The sequence below is a fragment of the Streptomyces sp. Xyl84 genome, from assembly GCF_059731885.1.
In genome coordinates this window covers 3,497,697-3,520,125 of record NZ_AP029182.1, presented here as the reverse complement: position 1 = coordinate 3,520,125, position 22,429 = coordinate 3,497,697, and the positions used below count along the sequence as shown (strand labels likewise).

Genomic DNA, 22,429 nt, shown 5'->3' with positions numbered 1-22,429 from the left:
CTACAGGTTGGTAGACGTTAGCAGCCGGAGGTGTGGTTGCCCGGACGGCCGGGTCGGTGCTGTGCGCCGGGACACGCTGCCGGGCGGGAGCGGTGCGGGGCCGGGGCACGCTCCGGGGCGGGGGCCGTGCGGGGGCGGGGAGCGCCGCGGGTGGCCGGGGCGTACGGTCCCCGGTCGTGCGCGGGGGCCGCGCAAGGGTGCGGCGGGCGAGGGCGTCGGGCGCCGCACGCGCCGGACGGGGGCGTCCCGCTGCCCGGCGGACGAGGCCGTCAGGCGCAGGACGGTGTGGCGTCCCGCTGCTCGGCGAGGACGGCGTCCACGTACACGGCGATGGCGTCCCGGCTGCGCACCAGGCACTCGATCCGCCGCGTCATCCGGTCCCGCTCGCGCTCCAGCGTGGCGATCGTCTCCGGGGTGGCGTCGGCGACCTGGATGGACCGGGGCTTCTTCAGACAGGGCAGGATCTGCTTGATGACCCGGGTGGGCAGCCCGGACTCCAGCAGCCCCCTGATCTGGAGCACGCGGTCCACGCTGCGCTCGTCGTAGTCGCGGTAGCCGTTCGGGCGGCGGTCGGAGGTGAGCAGCCCCTGCTCCTCGTAGTAGCGCAGCAGCCGGCGCGGGGTTCCCGTGCGGTCGGACAGCTCCCCGATGCGCATGTGGCCCACCTCACATCATGTCGCGTTGACCCTCACATACATGTGAAGGTTGAACTCTAACAGGCATGTCGATGTCGCAGATGTCCGAGCCAGGACGCCCGACGGACGTCCTCCCTGCCGAACCCTCCGCCGCGCCCCCGCCCGGCCAAGAACGCGGCGGGCTCCCGCTCTCCCCGCTGCTCGCCCTGGCCACGGCGGCCTTCATGGCCATTGTCACCGAGGCCCTGCCGGCCGGTGTGCTGCCCGAGATGGCCCGCGGCCTCTCCGTCGGCGAGTCCGCCGCCGGGCAGACCCTGACGGTCTACGCCGTCGCCACCGGCCTGACGGCGCTGCCCGTGACCGCGGCCACGGCGGCCTGGCGCCGCAAGCGGCTGGTCCTGGCGGCCGTGGTCACCTTCGCCGTGGCCAACACGGTGACCGCGCTCTCCTCCGACTACCTGCTGACCATGGTGGTCCGCGCCGCCGCCGGGGTCGCCGCTGCCGTGGTGTGGGCCGAACTCGTCGGGTACGCCCGCCGGCTGGCGCCCCCGCACCTGGTGGGCCGGGCCATCGCGATCACCATGGCCGGAGTTCCGCTGGCGCTCTCCCTGGGCATCCCCCTCGGCACCCTGCTGGGCGGCCTGGTCGGCTGGCGGGCGACGTTCGTCCTGGTGAGCGTCGTCTCGGCGGGGCTCGCGGTGTGGATCGCCGTGTCCGTGCCGGACCACCCCGGCCGGCGGTCCGGGACCAGGGAGCCGGTGCTGGGGGCGCTGCGGCTGCCCGGGGTGGTCCCGGTGCTGTTCGTCGTCGCCGCCTACGTCCTGGCGCACAACGTCCTCTACACCTACATCGCCGCGTTCCTGGACGCGCGCGGCATGGGCGGCGCCCGGGACACGGTCCTGCTGGTGCTCGGCGTCGCGTCGGTGGCGGGCATCGTCGTCACCGGTGCCCTGGTCGACCGCCTGCTGCGGACCCTGACGCTCGCGAGCACCGCCGCCTTCCTGCTGGCCGCCGCGCTGCTGGCCGCGCCCGGCGGCGGCGCCCTGGTGTACCCGGCGGTGGTGCTGTGGGGCCTGGGCTGGGGCGGGGTGTCCACGCTGCTGCAGACGGCGGTGACCGGGGCGGGCGGCGACCGGGCGCAGCCCCTGCTGGTGACCACCTGGAACTCGTTCATGGCCGTCGGCGGAGCGGCGGGCGGCGTCCTGCTCGACGCGGCCGGGCCGGGCTCCTTCCCGTGGACGGTGCTGGCCCTGCTGGTGCCGGTGCTGCTCGTCGTGGCCGGGGCGCGCAGGCACGGCTTCCCCGCCCTGCGCGCCCCGGAAAAGCACTGAGGGGTGCGGGGAGAGGAGGTGTCGCTCCTCTCCCCGCACCCGCTCGGGCGGCCGGCAGGCCGCGGGGCTCCACGCAGGCGCAGGGACTCAGCGCAGGCGCAGGGCCTCGCGCACGGTGGTGAACAGGCCGGTCTGGTCGGTGACGCCGAGGACGCGGTAGGCCTGCGGTCCCTGGGCGGCGATACGGACCTCGGTGCCGGTGTGCTCCTGGGACTGGCCCGGCGTGTTGGTCGAGTAGTTGACCTTCAGCTGCTGGCCCTCGTCGGTGACCAGGGTGGAGGACAGCCCGGGCGGGGTGGCGTCCACCGGGACGATCTGGCTGCTGTGGCCGTGGTCGGCGGTGGTCACCACGAGCGTGTCGGGGTGCTTGGCGGCGTAGTCGCGGGCCACCTCGACCGCGCGGTCGAAGGCCGCGGTCTCACCGATCTGGCCGCACGGGTCGGCCGCGTGGTCCTGCTTGTCGATCGAGGCGCCCTCGATCTGCAGGAAGAAGCCCTGCCCGGAGTGGCCGTGCCGCTGCTTGGCCTCCAGGAGCTGGATCGCCTTGGCGGCGGAGTCGGCCAGGCTCGGCGTGCTCGCCGGGCGCTGCGGGTTGGAGGTCACGCACCGCTGCGGGGCGGTGCCGCCGACGGCGGCCGCCTTGCCGGTCCACTCCACCGGCACGTTGCCCTGGGCGAACAGGCCGAGGACCGGGCGGCCCGGCTTCGCCGCCTTCATCGACGCGGCGTCGGTGACGACCTGGTAGCCGAGCTTCTGCGCCTGCTGGGTGACGGTCAGGCCCTTGTACTTCCCGTCGGTGACCTTCTGGTCGAAGCGCTGCCTGCCGCCGCCGAAGAGGACGTCCACCTTGTGGTTGACGGACTGCTCGGCGATGGAGCCGGGGCCGCCGGCCTTGAGGGTGTCGGTGGGGCACTTGGCCATGTCGGCCGGTCCCTGGCAGGAACGGTCGGTGGCGTGCGAGGCGAGCACCGCCGGGGTGGCGTCGGTGAGTTCCGCGGTGGTGACGCTGCCGGTCGCGTAGCCGTTCTTCTGCGCCAGCTCCAGGATCGTCGGGACGGCCTTGTCCGTGCCCGGCGTCTTGGAGATGCGGCCGTTGACCGTCTTGTGCCCGGTGGCCCAGCCGGTGCCGCTGGCGGCGGAGTCGGTGACGTAGTCGGGGGTGCCGTCGGCGTGCACCGCGTACGTCGTGTAGGCGCCGGTGAGCGGGAACCGGTCCATGTTCAGACGGCCGGCCGCGCCCACCGTGTAGTCCCGGGCGAGGGTGATCTCGGAGTCACCCATACCGTCGCCGATCAGCAGGATGACGTTCTTCGCCTTGCCGCCCTGGACGGCGTGCCGGGCGTGCTGCGCGGTGTCCGAGGCGCCGGCCACGGTGGTGGCGGTCAGCGCGGCCGCGGTGGCGGCGGCCAGCGCGGTGGCGATCGTGAGCTGGCGACGGGTGGGTCTGTGCATGGGAGCGACTCCTTGGAACGGCCGTACGACGGGTGTGGCGTACGGATGCCTTGCGGCTGCCGACGGAGTGCAGCCCACCAGTCCTTGGTGAACCAGGGGGAAAGACCTGACCCGGCCTTGGTTGCGCGGGCATGACGGCCGCCGTGCCCGCGCGGCCGTGACGGCCGCTGTGTCCGTACGGGCGGGACGGCCGCGGACGCGCCGGCGGGACGCCTGTTGCCCGGCCGTGAGGTTCTCGGCGTCAGTGAGGGCCGCGGACGCGCGGGCAGGACGGCCGCCGGCCGGGCGGGTGCGGCAGCCGCCGTCGGGCGGGTTTGACGGCCGCCTTCCCGCGCGAGCGCGCCGTGCGGCGGCCGTCCGCGGTCAGTCGCCGCGCTGAGGCCCGGCCGGTCCCGCCAGGACGAGCTGGGTCAGCGGCGTGTCGTCGCCCGAGTCGAGCGTGACCCGGTACAGCCCCGGCGACGGCACGGTGACGCGTCCGGTGACGACCTCGTCGCCCCACTCCCCGGCGCCTCCCGCGTCCCCCGCCTCCTCCACGTACTCGGCGTACAGGGCGGCGCGGGCGCGGAAGCCACCCGGTGCGCCCACCTCCTCGACCGTGCACTCCAGCCCCGCCGGGCCGTCCGCGCCGTGCACGTGGACCGGCCACGGCGTGCCGGGCGCGACGAGGTCCGGCACCCGCAGCCCCAGGCCGGCCGCGGCCTGCGGCGGGCCGAGGTGCTCGTCCTCCTCCAGGAACGAGGTGACCGCCTCCAGCGCCGCCTGCCCCTTGGCCAGTGCCCCGTGCTGGAGGGCCAGCGGCACCGTCGCCCGGGTCAGCGAGGCGGACTCCTTGTGCACGGTTCCGTCGCCCGCCACGTCGAAGCGGCGCGGCACACCGTCCGCGTCCCGCATCAGCTCGCCGTCGCTGTGCTGCCGGTAGCAGTGCTCGAAGGGCACCACGACGCCCTGGCGCAGCGCCAGCGACTGCACCGTGCGCTGGCTGATGCCGACCACCGCCCGGTGCCCGGACAGCGTCCGGCCGCGCAGCCGCTCGTGGAACGCCTGCGACTGCTCGGCGAGGTCCTTGTCCCCGCCGAGATCGGCGACGTCGACGGGGGTGAGCGCGCGGACGTCCAGGCCCTCGTCCAGACACGGGAACGTCGGCAGCAGGTCGTGCAGGCCCGGCAGGGTCGTCGCCAGGTCGCGCAGCCGCCCGTGCGGCAGCGGCACCGGCGTGCCCCGGCCGGTGTTGAGGATCAGCGCGGCGGCGGCCGACCCGTGGAAGGGCGTACCGAGCGTCAACACCCCCCGGGTGTCCGCCGCGAGGTCGCCGTCCGGGCCAGCGGTGAGCGCGGCCAGGGTGAGCAGCCCGCCCATGGAGTGGGCGACGAACACCAGCCGGCCCTCGCGCTCGTCGACCCGGTGCCTGCGCGCCGCCGCGTGCGCCGGGTGCGCGCGCCACCGTTCGAGATGCGCCCGCGCCGCCGCGGCGAGCAGGCGCGCGTTGACGGCCACGGGCAGCCGCCAGTCGTAGGGGAACTCCAGCACCGCCGCCGGGTCGGCCACGCTGCGCGTGACGGTCGCGACCAGGTCGGTGTACGGCTCCACCCCGCGCAGCACCGGACTCCAGGCGGGCGTGGCCAGCAGCCGCCGGGCGCGGATGCGGCCCAGCCGCCCCTCGCGCTCGTCCGGTGTCAGGTGCAGCGGGCGCAGGCCCCCGGGCGTGGTCCAGGCGCGCAGCAGCCAGCCGGCGTCCGCCAGCCCCCAGACCACCGCGTCCCGCTCCACGTCGTACAGCTCGCTGCCCATGATGCCGGGGACGACGACCACGGCGTCCTGGGTGGTGTTCGGGGACAGACCGGGCAGGTGATAAGGACGTCGGGGTGCCGGATACTGCTGCGACGGTGGGCTCATGACGGAAGAATAGGGAGCATGCAGCGGGGGGCGGGCGCACTTGCCGGAAGAGGGAACACGCCGTCGGGCGAGCTGCCGGGCGACCCGGGCGAGGGCGGCCCCGGCCCGGCCGGAGAGCCGGCCGAGCGCGTGCTGGTGACCGTCGCGGTCCGCGACTACGGCGACGACGCGGGCGAGTTCGCCGACGGCATCGACGAACAGCTCGCCGTCCTCGACGAGTGGTGGTGCCCGCCGGGCGCCGCGGAACCCTTCCACAAGGTGCCCCAGCCCGAACTGCTCGAACGCCACGACGTGGAGCGGTTCCTCCACGAGGCCGGGGTGCGCGAGACCCGGGGCAGGGCACTGGTCCTCTTCGTCACCGGACACGGCAGACTGGGCGCCTCGGGCACGCACTTCCTGCAACTGCCGAGGACGGAACCCCGCCGCCAGCTCGCCACGGCCGTGCGCACCAGCGAGATCGTCGCCGCCGCCCTGGACTCGCACGCCGAACACGTCCTGGTCATCGTCAACACCTGCTACGCCAGGGGCGTCGCCGACGAACTGGTGCGGCTGTACCGGGAGATCGGCCCGAAGCGGCGCCACGGCGGGTCCCTGGAGGTGATCGCCACCTGCGACCACGACCAGCTCGTCCACGTACGGCGCTTCCCCTCGGTGCTGCGCCGCGTCCTCGACCGGCTGCGCACCACCGCGCAGATCACCAGCCCGTGGCTGAGCGTGGCCCACCTGATGACCGAGTTCGAGAACGAGCTGGGCTCCGACGCGGAGCGGCGCAAGCACCGGCTGCACCGGATCGTCGAGAGCGCCGGGCAGACCACCCCCACGCCGTGTCTGCCCAACCCCGGGTACCGGCCGCCGCGCGAGGTGGTCGCACCGGCGCGCCGTCAGGTCGCCACGCCCGCCGACGACATCGACGTATGGCTCGCCCGGGCCAGCGGGCGCCCCCAGGAGGACGACCCGGGCTGGTACTTCAGCGGACGGCGCCGGCTCAACCGGGAACTGACCGGCTTCCTCGGCCGGCCGGGCGGTGTCCTGCTGCTGACCGGCACCGCGGGGAGCGGGAAGTCGGCGGTGCTGGGGCGGGCGGTGACGCTCAGCGACCCGCTGTTCCGCGCCCACCCGCGCTACCGCGACGCCGTCGGCTCGGCGCCGCCGGGGACCGTCCCCGCGCCGGACGCCGTGACGGTCGCCGTCCTGGCCCGCCGGTACTCCGCCGCCGACGTGCTGCGGGAACTGCTTCTGGGGCTGGGCGTCGAGCCGGCCCCGCCCGGTCCGGCGGACGACCCGGTGGAGCGGTGGACCGCCCTCCTCGACGCCTACCTCGCCGAGCCGGGCGACCCGGTGACCGTGGTGCTGGACGGGCTCGACGAGGCGGTCGAGCCGTTCCGCATCGTGTACGGCGTCCTCGCCCCGCTCGGCGCCCACTGCACACCCCCGCCCGCGTCCCCCCTCCCGGCCCCCCGCCGCCCCGCCTCCGCCCGGCGACGCCTCAGCCTGGTCATCGGCGTACGCAGCAGCCGGCCGCCCGCCGGGGAGGAGACCGCGGAGGAGGTCACGGGGGGCGCGGACACGGAAGGCCCGGGCACGGGCGGCTCGGTTGCGGAGGGCCCGGCCGTGGGGGGCGTGGGCACGGAGGGTCCGGTCACGGAGGGCCCGGTCACCGGCAACCCGGTCATGGACGGCGCGGTCACGGAGGGCCGGGCCGGGGGCGGGACGGCGAGGGAGGGGGCGGTCGCGGGCGGCGCGGGCACGAAGGGCCCGGCCGCGGCGGACCCGGCGGGCGGCGGACCGGTCACCGGACAGGCGCGCGCCGGGAGCCAGGACCCGGGGCTGCTCTCCGCGCTGCGCGAGGTCTTCCCCTCGGCGACGGTCCTGCGCACGGACGGGCCCGGCAGCCGGGACGACATCGCGGAGTACGTGGAGGCACTCATCGGTCCCGGCCCCGGCGGCACCACCGGCTCCGCCGTCCGGGCGGGTGCGCGCGAGGCCGCCGTGACGGTCGCCGACGAGGTGTGGCCCTCCTTCCTCGACGCCCGGCTCGCGGGCGAGCAACTGCGGTCGGCCGCCGACCCGGCCGCGCTGGTCGCCAGCCCCCGGTGGCGCGAGCTGCTGCACGCGGGGACCACCGGACTGCTCCGCCGCGACCTGCTGCTGGCGGAGGCGGAGGGCCTGCCCGCGGAGGTGGCCCTCGCCCTCCTGCGCTCCGGCGCGTTCGCCCTCGGGGCGGGCATCCCCTGGTCGAACGTGTGGCCGACAGTGGCCGGAGCGCTGCTGGGCCGGCCGATCGAGGACCCGGACCGCATGATCGCCACCCTGCTGCGCGGCGGCCTCTCCGGCTACCTGGCCCACGACCACGAGGACGACCGCCTCGTCTACCGCCCGGCCCACGAACGCCTCGCCGAGATCCTCCGCGACCCCCACCAGAACCTCCTGGCCGGCCCGCAGGACGGGGTCCCCGCGCAGGACGGGGTCCCCGCGCAGGGCGAGGCGGCCGTGTTGGGCGAGGCGACCGCGCAGGCCGGGACCGCTCTGCCGGGTGGCGGCCTCCCGGCGGACAACGGCGTCCCGTCGGGCGGGGCCGGTGCGTCCTGCGGGGCCGGTGCGTCGGGCGGGACCGCCGCGGGGAGCGAAGCCCCTCCAGCCCCTCCGTCCCCGCCACCCCCACCCGCCCCGCCGGCCCAGCCCGCCCTCCCGGCACCCGCTGCTCCGGCCGCCTCTCCCGAGCGCACGAGTCCGCGGGAGCAGCCGGCATGACCACTGCCGACACGGGCGCCGGTGCCGGGCGCTGGGGTGCGCCGGGGGAGGCGCACCGGCTCATCGCGAAGGCGCTGGCCAAGCTGGTCACACAGGACCCGGCCGTCCCGCCGCACCCCTATCTGAGCCGGCACCTCGCCGACCACGCCGCGCGGGGTGACGTACTCGACGACGCGCACGTGCCGCTCGCCGTGCTGCCCTGGGAGTCCAGCCGGAAGGTCCGCACGCTGCTGCGGCGCACGGGCGACGCCGGGCAGCGGCAGGAGTGGCTGGAGGCCTGGGCGGGGATCGAGCCCTTCCTCGGTGACGCCGGCCCCGGGTCCCGGCTGACGAGCCTGCACCTCGCGCACCACGCCGCGACCCGCCGCCGTACACCGCTGTCGGCCGTGCCCGCGGCGGCCCGGCGGCTGGCGGGTTCGCGCCTCACCCCGCTGTGGAGCGACTGGAGCGCCCCGGACAACGTCCTGGCCGTCACGGACACCGTCATCGAGTCGCTGGCGCACACCACGACGTCGGACGGCCGGCACCTGCTGGTCACCGGCGACAGCCACGGGACGCTGCGCAGATGGGAGACGTACGGCGCTCCGGTCGGCGCCCCGTCGCACACCCACGGCGGCGCCCTCCAGCACCTGCTTCCCCTGCCGGACGACCTGCTGCTCTCCGGCGGCACGGACGGCACCGTACGGGTGTGGAACAGCGCCCGGGGCCAGCTGCTCTCCGAGGCCGTCCACCGCCCCCGCACCTGGGTCAGCGGCCTCACGCTGCTCACCCCGGCGGACGGCCCGCCCCGCGTGCTCGTCGCCCACAGCGACGGTCACCTCACCGCACTGGACCCGGTCACCTTCCAGGTCGTCGACGACGGGGCGGCCCGGCTCCCGTCCCTCGACCCCGCACCGGCGATCGTGACCGGCGTGGGACTGGGGCGGGCGCAGGGCACGGCGCTCGCCGTCGCACAGGGCCGGTCCGTGCGCGTCTGGCGGCCGGGCCGGGACCTCGTCGAGGTGGGCGAACACGCGGACGAGGTGCGGGCCGTCGTCGACCTGCCCGCCCCGAACCAGTTCGTGACCTGCGACGACTCGGGACACATCGGCTTCTGGGACGCGACGGCCGAAGGCGGCACGGTGACGGCGGCGCCGTCCCCCGGCCGGTCGCTCACGGCCCTGGTGGCCGTCCCGGTGGACGGCGAGCCGGCCGTGGTCTCCGCCGGAGCCGACCACGTCCTGCGGGTGTGGGGCACCGGCAGCTTCCGCCCCGTGGGGGGCCCGCTGGAAGGACACACGGCCGCGCCGCTGGCGCTGGCCGCCGTACCGGGCGACGCGCCGCTCGTCGTCTCGGCGGGCGCGGACCGGACCCTGCGCCGCTGGAGGCTGGCGGGGCACGGCAGCCGCCCGGCACCGCAGGTCCGCCGGTCGGTGACCGCCGCGGCGCTGCCGGGCCGGGCGGTGACCGCGGGGCCGCTCCTGGTCGCCGTGGCCGACGAGGAGGAGACCGCGCTGTGGAACGCGGACACCGGCGCGCACGTGACCCTGCCCGTCGGCGACACCACCGTGACGGCGTTCGCCTGGACCACGGCCTTGGGCGGGCCCCTGCTGGTCACCGCGCACAGCGACGCGGGCGTGCAGATGTGGTCGGTCGGCCCGCGCGCCGGCCTCGACCTCGCCGACGCCCCGGCGCGCCGCGGCACCCTGCTGAGCCACAGCCTGCCCGTGCAGACCATGGTGGCCTTCCCGGACGGCGGGCGGACGCTGCTCGCCACCGGCGGCGCGGACGGCACCCTGAGCCTGTGGGACCTCGGCCGCCAGAGCCGGCTCGCGTGCTGGGACGACCACATGCTGAGCGTCCGGGGCCTGGCCGTGCTGGACACCGGGCGGGGTCCGCTCGTCGTCTCGGCCGGGGCGGACGGGACCCTGCGGCGGTGGGACCCCGCCACCGGACCGGTGGGCGCGCCCGTCCACTGCGGCCAGCAGGGGGTGCACGCCGTGGCCGTCGTGCCGGCGGCGCCCGGCGAGCGGGCGCTCGTGGCGTCGGGCGGCGAGGACGGGACCGTACGCCTGTGGGACGCCGGGACGCTGCGGCCGGACGGTGAAGCGCTGGACGCCGCCGACGGGCCGGTCACCGCGCTCACCTGCTTCCCCGGCCCCGCCGGCCGGCCCCACCTGGCGGCCACCGGGCCCGGCGGGACCGTCCACGTGTGGGACGTCACCGCCCGCGGCCGGGTGACCCGCATCGTGACCGGCAGCCCGCTCGGCGTCCTCCAGGCACGGCCGGCCGACGGTACGGACCCGGACGCACACCCCGTTCTCCTGGTGGCCGGAAAGGCGGGTCTGAGCGTGTTCGAACTGAACCTGGGGGATTACTGAGGTTCGAGCGCCTTTGCCGGCCCCGGCCCGCCCCGGCGGCGCTCCCGGGGCGGACGTGCGCCCTCCGGATGCCTCCGCGCCTCCCCCACGCGCCCCCGTGGGCGGGCCGAAAACCGCCCCCGCGGACAGCCGTTGCGGGACAATGATCGCTCGAATGTCCCGTCGGCACATGCACCGGAGCATGGGCCGGGCGCGCACCGGAACATGCGCCGGCACCCCCGCAACCTCCGGCGGGCACACGGGTGGAACACACGGGGCACGTACCGCGCCGGCCGGCGCCCCGCGCACCGGCGGCGCGGCCCGACGGCAATCAGCGGCCCAGCAGCGAGGGTGTATGAACGGCACTTCCCCGGCGGCGACCACCGCCGCCCCCCGGGCGTACCCTCCCGCAGGCCGCCCGCCCCGCCGTACCGCGCCCGCCACCGGGGGAAGGGCGACCGCGTGACGCGGCAGGACGACGAACCGCCCGTGACCCTCGTCCCCGGCCCGGAGCGGGGCATGTGGCGCCTGGGCAAGAGGAGGCAGCCGCTGGCGTACAACAGGCTGGAGCCCGAGACGAGCCAGGGCTCCAGCGCCGGCCGGTTCAGCCTGGCCACCTACGGGATGCTCTACTGCGCCACCGACCTGGCCGGCTGCTACGCCGAGGCGCTGGCGCGCTTCAGGGTCCACCCGAGGATGCGCAGCCTCATCGGCAACGACTGGGACCGCCGGCCCAGCACCATGCGGCTCGGACACCTGGCCTCCGGCTGGCGCGAGGACCACGTCCTGGTCCGGGTCGTCCCGCCCAAGGACGCCCGCTTCCTCGACGTCGACGCGACCGCGACCCGCGAGGTCCTCATGAAGGAGCTGCACAGCGAACTGAGCGCCTGGGGGGTGGAGAACCGGCTCACCGACGAGCACATCCACGGCGGTGACCGCAGGATCGCCCGCCAGATCGCCGCGTGGACGGTGGCCCAGCGCGACCGGACCGGACACCGGCTGGCCCAGGGCATCGCGTACCGCTCCGGCTACGGCGGCCGCCAGTGCTGGGCGGTCCTGGAGGACGTCGACCTGGAGGACGCCGAACGCCGCCCCGTCCGCCTGGAGGACCCGGCGCTCCAGGAGATCGCCACGGAGTACGGCCTGAGACTGTTCTGACGGCCGCCCGGAGTACGGCCTGAGACTGTTCTGACGACCGCCCGGAGTACGGCATGAGCATGTTCTACGACCGCCCGGATTCGGCCATGGACTGTTCTGACGGCCGCTCACCCCGGCCTCGCGTGCACGCGCCCCGGCTCGGGCGTGCGGCCGGGGTCCGGCGCCCGCCTTCCGGTCCGATACCGGTTCCGATGGCCGCCCCGGGTCCGGCGCCCGCCCTCCCGGCCCCGGCGGCCCGTCTTCGGTGCGCCGCCCGGCTCCTCGGTCCGTGCCCGCCGGGCGCGCCGCCCCGCGGCCGGGCGTGCCGTCCCGCCACGCGGCCGTCGCCCGAAGGAGTGGCGCGGACATCGCGCAGCGCCCCCTGTCCACCTGCTTCCTACCCTCCGCCGGACCGGGCAAATCCCCTGGTCACCCCTGAATCCGCCGGCCCGCAGGCCTTCGCCCCCCTGTTTTCCGGGAGGAGCCGTGGTGGGATTTCCGGGGGGTTTCCGGGGGGAAAGCGGTGGAGTAGCCGGCGGGAGCGAGGGTAGACTCCCCTCAAGACACCCAGGGGGGAGCGATGTTGACCAGGCGTCCGTTACCCACCGACGCGCCGCGGCCGACCGTCGACCGGCCGGTCCGCGTGCCCGCGCCGACGTCCGCGACCGCCGTCAGCTCCTCCCGCTCACCGGTGTCCACCCGCCTGCGTGAGCCCACCCGCTCACGTGTGCCCACGCGCCTGGCCGCACCGCGGCTCGCGTCCGCGTGTCCCGGGGCAGCGCCACTCACCACCCTCCGCCGCGGTGTCCGGAACACCGGCCGGTGTGCCGAGGAATCGAGGAGATCATGCAGACCCTGACCGACCCGGAGAGCCGGACCGACCGGGAGACCGAGGCCACCGCCCACGCGGGTACGGTGCAGGCCTCCACCGCGGCCATCGCGCGCTTCCTGCAGGACAACTTCGGCCAGCGGCTCACGGCGTTCATCGCGGGTATCGAGGACCCCAAGCAGGTCGGCAAGTGGTGCAGCGGCCAGAACAGTCCGCGCATCGACTCCGAGCTGCGCCTGCGCGCCGCCTACCAGGTCTTCCAGATGATCACCCTCGCCGAGAACTGTCACACGGCGAGGGCCTGGATGATCGGGATGAACCCGCAGCTGGAGGACGACTCACCCGTCCAGGCCATCGCAGAGGACCGGCACAAGGACGCCATGGCGGCGGCGCGTTCGTATCTCAAGGGCGATCTCTGACCATGCGGGCAGGGGCCGGCCACCGCGGTGGCCGGCCCCTGCCCCCTGCTACGCCTCCACTTCCTCCTTCTTCGCGGCGGTCTCCCCGGTGGCCTCTCCGGTGACGATGCGGCGGATCGTCTCCAGCGGCAGCTTCGGTGAACCGTCCGAGAAGAGCAGGCCGTTGGTCTCCTGCGCCGTGTCCATGTACTGCGTGTAGCAGAAGCCCGCCACGACCCGGCTGGAGCGCAGCGCACCGAACAGGGAGTCCAGCAGCGCGGCGTACTGGGTGTCGGAGCCGGTCCGGGTGTAGGAGAAGTCGCCCTCGCCGGCGCGCACCGACAGCCCGCCGAACTCGGTGATCATCAGCGGCGCGTCACCCGCGGCGTACCGCTCGGTCTGCCGCTCGGTGACCGACAGCACCCGGCCCTGCGGACCCGGACCGGCCAGGACCGCCTCGAAGGCGGCGGCGTCACCGTAGCGCCGGGTGAGTTCCGCCGGGTCGCCGCAGTAGTCGTGCACGCCGAGGATGTCGCTGTCGGTGTGCTCCCAGCCCTCGTTGGACAGCACCGGCCGGCTCGGGTCGAGGGCACGGGTGAGGTTGGCCAGGGCGATGGAGTAGTGCCGCTGCGCCGGGTCGTGCGGGATGTCCGATGCGCCCCAGCTCTCGTTGACCGGCACCCAGGTGACGACCGAGGGGTGACTGCGGTCGCGCCGCACCAGATCCAGCCACTCCCGGGTGAGCAGCTCCACCGCCTCGGTGCCGAACTCGTACGCCGCGCCCGTCTCGCCCCACACCAGCAGACCGAGCCGGTCGGCCCAGTACAGGAAGCGGGGGTCCTCGGCCTTCTGGTGGATGCGGACCGCGTTGAAGCCCATCGCCTTGATCAGCTCCACCTCGCGGCGCAGCTCGGCCGTCCCGGCGTTAGCGATCAGGGTGTCGGGGCGGTACCCCTGGTTGAGCACGGAACGCACGTAGTAGGGCCGGTCGTTGAGCAGGAAGGCGCCGCGGCCGACACCGGCGCTGCGCAGGCCCACGTAGCTGTCCACCGTGTCGAGGACCGCCGAGGCGGCCGCGTCGCGCACGGTGACCCGCGCGTCGAGCAGGGTGGGGCGCTCGGGGCTCCACAGCAGGTCCTCGCGGTCGATCCCGTTGCGCAGGGCGGGGACGGCCACGTCGATGCGGCTGCGCGGGGTGCGGACCGCGGTGGTGCTCCGGGCCAGCACCTCGCCGTCCAGGCTCAGCACGATCTCCACCGTCAGCGGGGCGGCGGGGGGCGTGGCCAGGGTGACCTCGGCGAGGACGCCGCGCGCGGGGTCCGGGATCCAGGCCAGGTCCGTGACGCGCTGGGCGGCCACCGTCTCCGTCCACACGGTCTGCCAGATGCCGGTGGTCCGCTCGTACCAGACCGCGTGCGGCCGGTCCTGCCAGTCCTGCTTGCCGCGCGGCTGCGCCAGGTCGGCCGGGTCGTCCTCGGCGCGCACGACGAGCACGTGCGTGTCGGCGCCGGGCCGCAGCGCACCGGTGACGTCGGCGGTGAACGGGCTCTGCCCGCCGACGTGTTCGGCCACGAGGCGGCCGTCGAGCCAGACCTTCGCGCGGTGGTCGACGGCGCCGAAGTGGATCAGGGTCCGCTCGTCGCCGCCGGCGGCGAGGATCTCGTGGGGGATGCGGCGGCGGTACCAGACGATCCGGTGCGGCGCGGTCTCGCCGATCCCGGAGGCGGGCGCCTCGGGCGGGTACGGGACGGTGATCTGCCGGTCGAAGCCGCCGGTCCCCTCCTCGGCGAACCACGCGTCGCGCTCGCCCACGTCACCGTCGTCGTACCCGAAGTCCCAGACGCCGTCGAGGCTGTGCCACCGCTCCCGCCGCAGGATCGGCCTCGGATACGTCCCGTCCTGCTCGCTCGCCCTCACGGATCCTCCTTCTGCCTCTTCGGCATGCCGCAGGCCTTTCCGGCAGGTCCGGCGTCGGCGTTTTCAGCGTTCCTATAATCGAAGTCCTGCCATCATGAGTGATCGTTTGCATCGATGCAAGAGTGGCAGGAGCCCGGTCGGGGCCCGTCGGAGTGCGGCGTCCGCCCACCGCCGCCCGTGCGGCAGACTCGGGGAGCCGATTCGACGGGAAGGAGCCCCTCCAGTGGCCAGAGTGCGGATGCGGGACGTGGCCGAGCACGCCGGGGTGTCGGTGCGGACGGTGTCGAACGTGGTCAGCGGTTACCCGCACGTGAGCCCGGAGACCCGGGCCAAGGTGCAGCGCTCGCTGGACGAACTCGGCTACCGCATGGACTACATGGCCCGCGGCCTGCGGTCGGGCCGCACCGGGTTCATCGCCCTCGCCGTGCCCTTCCTCGCCGAGCCGTACTTCGCCGAACTGGCCCAGGCCGTCATCCGGGCCGCCGGACGACGCGGGATCACGGTGCTGGTCGAGGCGACCGCGGGCGACAGCGAGGTGGAGCGGCGGATCCTGGAGGGCGGCCTGACCAACGTGGCCGACGGCGTGCTGCTGAGCGCCCTGACGCTGCCGGCCACCGACGGCGCCGCGGCGGCACCGGACTTCCCGCTGGTCATGCTGGGCGAGCACAGCGTCGGCGACCAGTTCCCGCGGGTCGGCATCGACAACGTGGCCGCCGCCCGCACCGCCGTGGAGCACCTGCTGGAGCAGGGCTGCCGCCGGATCGTCGCGCTCGGCCGCAACGGCAGCGAGAACGGCCGCCAGCGCACCGAGGGCTACCGGCAGGCGATGTCGGCGGCCCGGGTGCGCCGGGTGAACTGGCTGGTCGCACCGGTGGACGACTGGACCAGGGAGCAGGGCTACGCCGCCGTACGGGAGTTGCTGGAGGGCGACGGCCCGCTGCCCGACGCGGTCTTCGCGTTCAACGACGCGCTGGCCGTCGGGGCGCTGCGGGCCCTGGACGCCTCCGGCGTGCGCGTGCCCGAGGACGTCGCGGTGGCCGGCATCGACGACATCCAGGAGTCGGCCTACACCCACCCGCCCCTCACTTCCGTCGCCCCCGACCTGGACGTCATCGCCGAACGCGCGCTCACCCTGCTGGAGGAGCAGACCGGGCGGCGGCCCGGGGCCCAGGGCGCCGACCGGCCCGGGGCCGAAGGCGCCGAGGGGGCCGGCCCGGAACCCGTCACGGCGAGACAGGAGGCGACCCCCTTCAGGCTGGTGGTCCGCGAGTCCTCCCGGCGGCGGCCCCCGGCGCACTGAGCGGCCGGCCGTCCCCGGGACGGGAAAGACGCTGGATCACCGGGCGGCCCGGCCATACGGTGGCCCCATGAGCGAGCACCCGCAAGCGCCTGTCCTGCCCGTCGCGGCCCATGAACCCCCCTACTACGTGGCGGTCTTCACCACGGTGCGCACCCAGGACCAGAGCGGCTACCGCGAGACCAACGCCCGCATGGAAGAGCTGGTGAAGGGCGTCCCCGGGTTCCTGGGGATGGACCACGCGCAGACTCCCGGCGGGCTGGGCATCACCGTCGGGTACTTCCGCGACGCCGACGCCCTCACGCGGTGGCGCAGCGACGAGGAGCACCGCGCGGCGCAGCGGCGCGGGCGGGACGAGTGGTACGAGCGCTACACCCTGCACGTCGCGAAGGTGGAGCGGAGCCACGAGTTCACGCGAGCGCAGGGCCCGGAGAAACCGAACAGCCCCGAGGACCCGCACACCCCGCAGAGCCCGTCGGCAGGCTGACCCGCCGAAGTCACCCTGGCGGGTGCCCTTCGCCCGGCCGACGCCCTTCGTCCCGCAGGCGTCCGTCGCCTCGCGGGTGCTCTTCGCCCCGCGGGCGTCCTGCACGCTGTGAGCGTCCTTCGCCGCGCGGCCGTTCTTCGCCCTGCCGACGTCCTGCGCCGCGCGGGCGTCCGCTACCCGCGGCCGCTCTTCGCCCGGCGGACGCCCTTCGTCCCGCAGGCGTCCGTCGCCCCGCGGGTGCTCTTCGTTCCGCGGGCGTCCTGCACCCTGTGAGCGTCCTACGCCCTACGGCCGTTCTTCGCCCTGCCGAGGCCTTCGCCCCTGCGGACGCCTCGCCCGGTGACGTCCCTTCGTCCCGGGCGCCCCTTCGCCCCCGGCCGCCCCGCCCACCCCGGCGACCGCGCGCGGCCCCCCGGCCATTGAGCTTCCGAAACGGGTGGGTCCGGCCCGCCGAAGCCGGTCCCTCCGGTGGGCGCAAGGTGGCCGGAACTCATCCGCAAGGCCACTTTCCGCCGATCTATTGCATCGTTGCAAATCGTGTGTCAGGGTCTGCGCCATCGAGTTCACACCGACGTGACGAGGTGAATACCCCTATGAGCGCAGCGATGGCGCGCCGGCGGTTCCTGGCCCTCGGCGGCGGCCTTGCCCTGACCGGAGGGCTCGCGGCGTGCTCCTCTCCGCTCGCGTCCGGGCTGACGGGCTCGCAGCCGAACACCGCGGACGTCATCTTCTGGAACCTCTTCACCGGTGGTGACGGCGCCAACATGGTGCTGATGGAGGACGCCTTCCGCAAGGCCAACCCCGGCACCTCCCTCGAAGCGACCATCCTGGGCTGGGGAAACCCGTACTACACGAAGCTGGCCCTGGCCACGGCGAGCGGTACGCCCCCGGACGTCGGCATCGCCCACCTCTCCCGGTTGCCGCTGCTGGCAGCGGCCGGTCTGCTCGAACCGATCGAGGACACCGGGATCGGTGAACTGGGCGTCACCTCGGACCGCTTCACCCCGGCGGCCTGGAAGAAGGCCACCGTCGACGGGACGACGTACGCGGTCCCGCTGGACACGCACCCCTTCGTGCTCTTCTACAACGTGGACCTGGCCCGCAAGGCGGGCCTCCTCGCCCCCGCGGGCGACGGCCTCGCCCCGCTCAAGGGCAAGGAGGACTTCCTGAACGCCGTCAAGGCGATGAAGGAGGAGGGCGGCGCCCAGTACGGAGCGGTGATGTCGATCACCGCCGACCCGTCCACCGCGTGGCGGTACTTCAGCATGATCTACTCGGGCCTCGCCGGCCCCCTCGTCACCGACTCCGGCACCCGCATCAGCATCGACGAGGAGGCGATGCGGGAGACGTTCGCCTTCATGCAGAGCCTCACCGCGGGCGGTCTGATGCCCAGGAGCCTCAACGGCTCCGGCGCGAACGCCCTGTTCAGCACCGGCAAGGCCGGATTCCTCTTCGACGGCGAGTGGCAGATCCCCTCGTACCGCCTGGTCAAGGGTTTCCGCTTCGACGTCGTGCCGTTCCCGGCGCTGCTCGGCCCGAAACCGGTGGCGTACGCCGACTCGCACGCGCTGGTCGTCCCGCGCAACGCCGGCCGCTCCGCGGCCCGCACCCGCGACGCGGCCCGGTTCATCAAGAGCCTCCTGGACGACAGCGCCGTGTGGGCGCAGGGCGGGCACATCCCCGCGTGGCTGCCGACCCAGCGCAGCAAGGCGTTCCTCGACCAGTCCCCGCAGCGCAACTACGTGCGGGCCGCCTTCGACGCCCAGTACGACCCGGCCGCCTGGTACACCGGCGCCGGCTCGGACTTCCAGTCCACCGTGGGCTCGACGATCATCGACGTCCTCTCCGGGCGGACCAGCCCCAGGGGCGCGGTCGCCGGCATGCGCGCCGACCTCAAGCGGTACACCACGGCCCGACCGCCGGTCACGATGAAGTAGGAGGCAGCCCCCATGACGACCGCCGTCCCCACGCGACCGGCACCCACGGCGTCCGCGGTACCCCCGGCGCGTGAGCGGCCGCCCCGCTCCGAACGCCGGGCGGGTGTGCTGCTCAGCGCGCCCTTCCTCGTGATCTACCTGCTGTTCCTGGTCGGTCCGCTCCTCGTGGGCGTGGTGCTCAGCTTCTTCAACACCACCACCGTCAAGGACGGCCTGGGCGACTGGGTCGGCCTGTCGAACTACTCCGAGGTGGTCGGCGACCCGCTGTTCTGGGACGCCATGTGGCACTCGGTGCTCTTCACCCTGCTGACCACCCCGCCGCTGGTCCTCCTCGCGCTGGCCGTCGCCGTCCTGGCCGCCCGCATGCCGCGCGGGCGCACCTTCTACCGCCTGGCCTTCTTCGCGCCGTACGTGGTCCCGTCGTCCGTGGTCGCGCTGATCTTCCTGTGGATGTACACCCCGCAGATCGGACTGCTGCCCAAGCTGTTCGGCGCCGTGGGGCTGCCGGTGCCCGACTTCATCGGCAGCACCGCCGGCGGCTGGACCGCCGTGACGCTGATGACGCTGTGGTGGACCTTCGGCTTCAACTTCGTCCTCTACACCGCCGCGATCCAGGACGTCCCACCGGAGGTGTACGAGGCGGCGTCGATCGACGGGGCGGGCCCCTGGCAGCAGATCCGGCACATCACGGTGCCGCTGCTCGGCCGGACCACGAGCCTGGTGCTGATCCTGCAGATCCTCGCCTCGCTCAAGGTCTTCGACCAGATCTACCTGCTCCTGGCGGGCGGCCCGAGCCAGTCCACCCGGCCGGTCATCGAGTACATCTACGACACCGGTTTCACCTCCTACCGGGGTGGCTACGGCGCTGCCGCCACCATGGTCTATTTCGTCATCATCGTCGCGGTATCGGCGGCCTGGTACGGGCTGCGGCGGCGACGCGCGTCCGGCTCCGCGGCCTGAGTGGAGGACCCCTTGAGCAGCATCACCCAGCCGCGGCCCACCACGACGGCGGGCGCGCCCGCGCTCGACCGCGGGAAACTCTTCAACCGGCTCTGCGCCGTCTGCCTGACCCTGTTCGCGTTGATCTGGCTGGTGCCCTTCGCCTGGGCGCTGATCACCTCACTGCGCTCCGACGGCTCCATCACGCAGGACCCGACCTCCCCGTTCGCCGGCGGCTGGTCCCTGCACGCGTACTCCTACGCGTGGGACCACTACCCGATCGGCAGCTGGTACCTGAACAGCCTGGTCATCTCGTCCCTCGCCGTGCTCTTCACGGTGGGCTTCTGCTCGATGGCGGGCTTCGCGCTGGCGCTGCTGCGCTTCCGCGGCCGGACCGCGGTGCTGGCCCTGGCCGGGGCCGGGCTGATGCTGCCCAGCGAGGCGCTGGTGCTGCCGCAGTTCATCGAGTACCGCTCGCTCCACCTGCTCGGCACCTTCTGGGCCCTCATCCTGCCCTCGGTCGCCGCCCCGGTGTCCGTCTTCGTCTTCCAGTCGTTCTTCCGGGGCATCCCCCGGACGCTGATCGAGGCCGCCCGCCTGGACGGGGCGAGCTGGTGGCGGGTCTACGCCACGGTCTGCATGCCGCTGTGCCGCCCGGCCGTCTCCACGGTCGCCATCCTCACCTTCATCACCTCGTGGAACGCCTTCCTGTGGCCGCTGCTGGTGCTGAACCAGACCAAGTCGCAGACCATCCCGGTCGGACTGGCCTCCCTCGTCAACAACACCAACATCCAGTACGCCGAGGTCATGGCCTCCTCGGTGCTCGGCTTCCTGCCGCTCGTCGCCGTCTTCCTGGTCTTCCAGCGGCAGATCGTCCAGGGCATCGCCACGACCGGGATCAAGTGACCGGGCCGGCGCCGGGGAGAGGACGGCCGGACCGGGACCGGACCACGGCCCGATCCCGGGGTGGGGCGGGGCGGTCCGCTGAATACAATCGCCTCCATGCCGAACGCTGATGAGCTGCTCACCGCCGTCGCGGCGATGGTGGAGGCGCAGCCGAGCAACCAGATGTCGCTGACCGTGGTCGTGGACGGTGCCGTCATCACGGGCCGACTGGCCCCCGAGAGCATGTGGCGCGAGCGCGTCTCGGAGGTGCTGAGGACGTCGGAGCGGCTGAGCCCGTTCTCCGAGGTCTTCACCGGCCACCGGGGGGCGCGTCCCGACCGCGGCGGGGCGCCCACGCACCTGCACTTCCACCTCGCGCGGATCCTGCAGGGCAGTCTCGGTATCCCGGAGACGGGCGGGATGTACCGCGTCGCGATCAAGGACGTCAGCGCGTGGACCGTGGGCGATCTCAGCTACTCGGAGCAGTGACCGGCCCGTCCCCCCGGAGCTGATGGGGGTCCCCTGCGGACCGGGCCGCTGCTACGGGCATCGACGGGCTCTTCCCCGGGCCGGGCTGCCGCTCCGGGCACGACCCGGTCTCCGCCGGGAGCGGTGACCGGGTTCCTCCCCCAAGCAGTGGTCCGGCGTCTACTCGGAGCGCCGGGCGGGCTTGTCCGTGCGCCGTGCGCCGGTGCCCGGGGCGGACTGCCCCCGGTTCCGCTCACCGCGGCGCGCGCCCTCGCCCCCCGGGCGGCCCTTGCCCGCGCCGCCGCGGCGCCCCCGGGACGAGGAGTTGGCGGCCCGGCGCGGGGCGGGCTCCGCCGCGGGTTCGGTGATGGTGATGGGGGTGCCGGGGGGTGTGCGGGCGCCGGTGATGCGGTGGAGTTCGGTGTCGCCTGCGTGGACGGGGGTGATGTGGGGGGTGATGCCGGCGGTGGTCATGAGGCGGTTCATGTCGCGGCGTTGGGTGGGGGTGACGAGGGTGACGACGCTGCCGGACTGTCCGGCGCGTGCGGTGCGTCCGCCGCGGTGGAGGTAGTCCTTGTGGTCGGTGGGCGGGTCGACGTTGACGACGAGGTCGAGGTGGTCGATGTGGATGCCGCGGGCGGCGACGTTGGTGGCGACGAGGACGGTGACCCGGCCGTCTTTGAACTGGGCGAGGGTGCGGGTGCGCTGGGGCTGGGTCTTGCCGCCGTGGAGGGCGGCGGCGCGGACGCCGTTGTCGAGGAGGTGGCGGGTGAGGCGGTCCGCGGCGTGTTTGGTGTCGAGGAACATGATGACCTGGCCGTCGCGGGCGGCGATCTCGGTGGTGGTGCGGCGTTTGTCGGCGTCGTCGACGTGGAGGAGGTGGTGTTCCATGGTGCTGACGGCGCCGGCGGAGGGGTCGACGGAGTGGACGACCGGGTCGGTGAGGTAGCGGCGTACGAGGCGGTCGACGTTGCGGTCGAGGGTGGCGGAGAAGAGCATCCGCTGTCCGTCGGGGTGGACCTGGTCGAGGAGGGCGGTGACCTGGGGCATGAAGCCCATGTCGGTCATCTGGTCGGCTTCGTCGAGGACGGTGGCGGTGACGTGGTCGAGGTGGCAGTCGCCGCGGGTGATGAGGTCTTTGAGGCGTCCGGGGGTGGCGACGAGGATCTCGGTGCCGGTGCGCAGGGTGTTGGCCTGGCGGGTGATGGACATGCCGCCGACGACGGTGGCGGTGCGCAGGTTGACGGCGCGGGCGTAGGGGGTGAGTGCGTCGGTGACCTGCTGGGCGAGTTCGCGGGTGGGGACGAGGATCAGGGCGAGGGGGCGGCGGGGCTGGGCGCGTTGTCCGGTGGTGCGGGCCAGGACGGCGAGGCCGAAGGCGAGGGTTTTTCCGGAGCCGGTGCGGCCGCGGCCCAGGACGTCGCGTCCGGCCAGGGAGTTGGGCAGGGTGGCGGCCTGGATCGGGAAGGGTGTGTGGACGCCTTCCTTGCCGAGGGTGGCCAGCAACGGTGCGGGCAGGGCGAGATCGGCGAACGACTCCACGGCCGGCAACGCGGGCGTCACCGTCTCCGGCAACGCGAACTCCCCCTGGGGAGCGGCGGCCTGCTTGCGCCCGCTCGACGGGGAGCGGCGCGGGCGGCGCGGAGCGGTGGAGCGGTCGGCGGCGAAGTCGCCGGAGCGGCCGTGGGCGCGGGGGGTGCGGGCACGGTCACGATTCATGCGGATCCTTCC

General features: G+C 74.4%; 17 protein-coding genes. 12 read left to right on the top strand and 5 right to left on the bottom strand.

Features of this window, described 5'->3' with window-relative positions:
• Positions 1–269: 269 nt before the first annotated feature.
• A complete protein-coding gene (locus tag AC6I72_RS15250) occupies positions 270–656 on the bottom strand; it encodes a MerR family transcriptional regulator (protein ID WP_498001340.1) in 387 nt (128 codons plus the stop codon).
• Between the two features lie 65 nt (positions 657–721).
• Here AC6I72_RS15250 and AC6I72_RS15245 point away from each other — a divergent pair, with 65 nt between their 5' ends.
• Entirely contained in the window at positions 722–1,966 is a 1,245-nt protein-coding gene (locus AC6I72_RS15245) for an MFS transporter (protein WP_498001339.1), read from the top strand.
• Positions 1,967–2,053: 87 nt separating this feature from the next.
• Here the strand turns inward: AC6I72_RS15245 and AC6I72_RS15240 are convergent, their stop codons facing one another.
• A complete protein-coding gene (locus AC6I72_RS15240) occupies positions 2,054–3,418 on the bottom strand; it encodes an alkaline phosphatase (protein WP_498001338.1) in 1,365 nt (454 codons plus the stop codon).
• A gap of 363 nt (positions 3,419–3,781) precedes the next feature.
• Positions 3,782–5,314 (bottom strand): lipase/acyltransferase domain-containing protein, encoded by a 1,533-nt coding sequence (locus AC6I72_RS15235; protein ID WP_498001337.1) that lies wholly within the window; start codon positions 5,312–5,314, stop codon positions 3,782–3,784.
• Between the two features lie 18 nt (positions 5,315–5,332).
• On the opposite strand from AC6I72_RS15235, the gene AC6I72_RS15230 reads away from it, so the two are divergent.
• The 4 genes from AC6I72_RS15230 to AC6I72_RS15215 all read left to right on the top strand — a co-directional run bounded on the left by AC6I72_RS15230 (position 5,333) and on the right by AC6I72_RS15215 (position 12,789).
• On the top strand, positions 5,333–8,065 hold the full coding sequence (locus AC6I72_RS15230; RefSeq protein ID WP_498001336.1) for an AAA family ATPase: 2,733 nt from the start codon (positions 5,333–5,335) through the stop codon (positions 8,063–8,065).
• Positions 8,062–10,425 (top strand): WD40 repeat domain-containing protein, encoded by a 2,364-nt coding sequence (locus tag AC6I72_RS15225; protein WP_498001335.1) that lies wholly within the window; start codon positions 8,062–8,064, stop codon positions 10,423–10,425. The genes AC6I72_RS15230 and AC6I72_RS15225 overlap by 4 nt, the downstream gene beginning before the upstream one ends.
• 498 nt (positions 10,426–10,923) lie before the next feature.
• Positions 10,924–11,562 carry an RES domain-containing protein gene (locus AC6I72_RS15220; protein ID WP_498004704.1) on the top strand — a complete coding sequence of 213 codons (639 nt, stop codon included), beginning with the start codon at positions 10,924–10,926 and terminating at the stop codon, positions 11,560–11,562.
• Between the two features lie 825 nt (positions 11,563–12,387).
• Positions 12,388–12,789: a hypothetical protein gene (locus tag AC6I72_RS15215; RefSeq protein ID WP_051813811.1), complete on the top strand. Its 402-nt coding sequence runs from the start codon at positions 12,388–12,390 to the stop codon at positions 12,787–12,789.
• Positions 12,790–12,837: 48 nt separating this feature from the next.
• On the opposite strand, the gene AC6I72_RS15210 is transcribed toward AC6I72_RS15215, so the two are convergent.
• Positions 12,838–14,685, bottom strand: coding sequence for a glycoside hydrolase family 2 protein (locus tag AC6I72_RS15210; protein WP_498001334.1), 1,848 nt, complete (start codon positions 14,683–14,685; stop codon positions 12,838–12,840).
• A 238-nt stretch (positions 14,686–14,923) separates the two neighbouring features.
• On the opposite strand from AC6I72_RS15210, the gene AC6I72_RS15205 reads away from it, so the two are divergent.
• The 7 genes from AC6I72_RS15205 to AC6I72_RS15175 all read left to right on the top strand — a co-directional run bounded on the left by AC6I72_RS15205 (position 14,924) and on the right by AC6I72_RS15175 (position 20,719).
• Positions 14,924–15,985: a LacI family DNA-binding transcriptional regulator gene (locus tag AC6I72_RS15205; RefSeq protein ID WP_498004703.1), complete on the top strand. Its 1,062-nt coding sequence runs from the start codon at positions 14,924–14,926 to the stop codon at positions 15,983–15,985.
• Positions 15,986–16,052: 67 nt separating this feature from the next.
• The gene (locus AC6I72_RS15200; RefSeq protein WP_498001332.1) at positions 16,053–16,469 is read left to right on the top strand and encodes an antibiotic biosynthesis monooxygenase family protein; all 417 of its coding nucleotides are present in this window, start codon (positions 16,053–16,055) and stop codon (positions 16,467–16,469) included.
• Positions 16,470–16,577: 108 nt separating this feature from the next.
• Positions 16,578–16,742, top strand: coding sequence for a hypothetical protein (locus AC6I72_RS15195; protein ID WP_498001331.1), 165 nt, complete (start codon positions 16,578–16,580; stop codon positions 16,740–16,742).
• A gap of 320 nt (positions 16,743–17,062) precedes the next feature.
• Positions 17,063–18,406, top strand: a complete 1,344-nt coding sequence (locus tag AC6I72_RS15190) for an extracellular solute-binding protein (protein ID WP_498001329.1) — start codon at positions 17,063–17,065, stop codon at positions 18,404–18,406.
• Between the two features lie 12 nt (positions 18,407–18,418).
• Entirely contained in the window at positions 18,419–19,366 is a 948-nt protein-coding gene (locus AC6I72_RS15185) for a carbohydrate ABC transporter permease (RefSeq protein ID WP_498001327.1), read from the top strand.
• A gap of 12 nt (positions 19,367–19,378) precedes the next feature.
• Positions 19,379–20,251, top strand: a complete 873-nt coding sequence (locus AC6I72_RS15180) for a carbohydrate ABC transporter permease (protein ID WP_498001326.1) — start codon at positions 19,379–19,381, stop codon at positions 20,249–20,251.
• A gap of 96 nt (positions 20,252–20,347) precedes the next feature.
• Entirely contained in the window at positions 20,348–20,719 is a 372-nt protein-coding gene (locus tag AC6I72_RS15175) for a GvpU-like protein (protein WP_498001325.1), read from the top strand.
• A 159-nt stretch (positions 20,720–20,878) separates the two neighbouring features.
• Here AC6I72_RS15175 and AC6I72_RS15170 read toward each other — a convergent pair whose 3' ends face one another.
• The gene (locus AC6I72_RS15170) at positions 20,879–22,417 is read right to left on the bottom strand and encodes a DEAD/DEAH box helicase (protein ID WP_498001324.1); all 1,539 of its coding nucleotides are present in this window, start codon (positions 22,415–22,417) and stop codon (positions 20,879–20,881) included.
• Positions 22,418–22,429 lie beyond the last annotated feature (12 nt).

Bases quoted from the DNA above. Each gene is read 5' to 3' on its own strand.
- AC6I72_RS15250 (WP_498001340.1), bottom strand. From the start codon at position 656: ATGCGCATCGGGGAGCTGTCCGACCGCACGGGAACCCCGCGCCGGCTG.
- AC6I72_RS15245 (WP_498001339.1), top strand. From the start codon at position 722: ATGTCGATGTCGCAGATGTCCGAGCCAGGACGCCCGACGGACGTCCTC.
- AC6I72_RS15240 (WP_498001338.1), bottom strand. From the start codon at position 3,418: ATGCACAGACCCACCCGTCGCCAGCTCACGATCGCCACCGCGCTGGCC.
- AC6I72_RS15235 (WP_498001337.1), bottom strand. From the start codon at position 5,314: ATGAGCCCACCGTCGCAGCAGTATCCGGCACCCCGACGTCCTTATCAC.
- AC6I72_RS15230 (WP_498001336.1), top strand. From the start codon at position 5,333: ATGCAGCGGGGGGCGGGCGCACTTGCCGGAAGAGGGAACACGCCGTCG.
- AC6I72_RS15225 (WP_498001335.1), top strand. From the start codon at position 8,062: ATGACCACTGCCGACACGGGCGCCGGTGCCGGGCGCTGGGGTGCGCCG.
- AC6I72_RS15220 (WP_498004704.1), top strand. From the start codon at position 10,924: ATGTGGCGCCTGGGCAAGAGGAGGCAGCCGCTGGCGTACAACAGGCTG.
- AC6I72_RS15215 (WP_051813811.1), top strand. From the start codon at position 12,388: ATGCAGACCCTGACCGACCCGGAGAGCCGGACCGACCGGGAGACCGAG.
- AC6I72_RS15205 (WP_498004703.1), top strand. From the start codon at position 14,924: ATGCGGGACGTGGCCGAGCACGCCGGGGTGTCGGTGCGGACGGTGTCG.
- AC6I72_RS15200 (WP_498001332.1), top strand. From the start codon at position 16,053: ATGAGCGAGCACCCGCAAGCGCCTGTCCTGCCCGTCGCGGCCCATGAA.
- AC6I72_RS15190 (WP_498001329.1), top strand. From the start codon at position 17,063: ATGAGCGCAGCGATGGCGCGCCGGCGGTTCCTGGCCCTCGGCGGCGGC.
- AC6I72_RS15185 (WP_498001327.1), top strand. From the start codon at position 18,419: ATGACGACCGCCGTCCCCACGCGACCGGCACCCACGGCGTCCGCGGTA.
- AC6I72_RS15175 (WP_498001325.1), top strand. From the start codon at position 20,348: ATGCCGAACGCTGATGAGCTGCTCACCGCCGTCGCGGCGATGGTGGAG.
- AC6I72_RS15170 (WP_498001324.1), bottom strand. From the start codon at position 22,417: ATGAATCGTGACCGTGCCCGCACCCCCCGCGCCCACGGCCGCTCCGGC.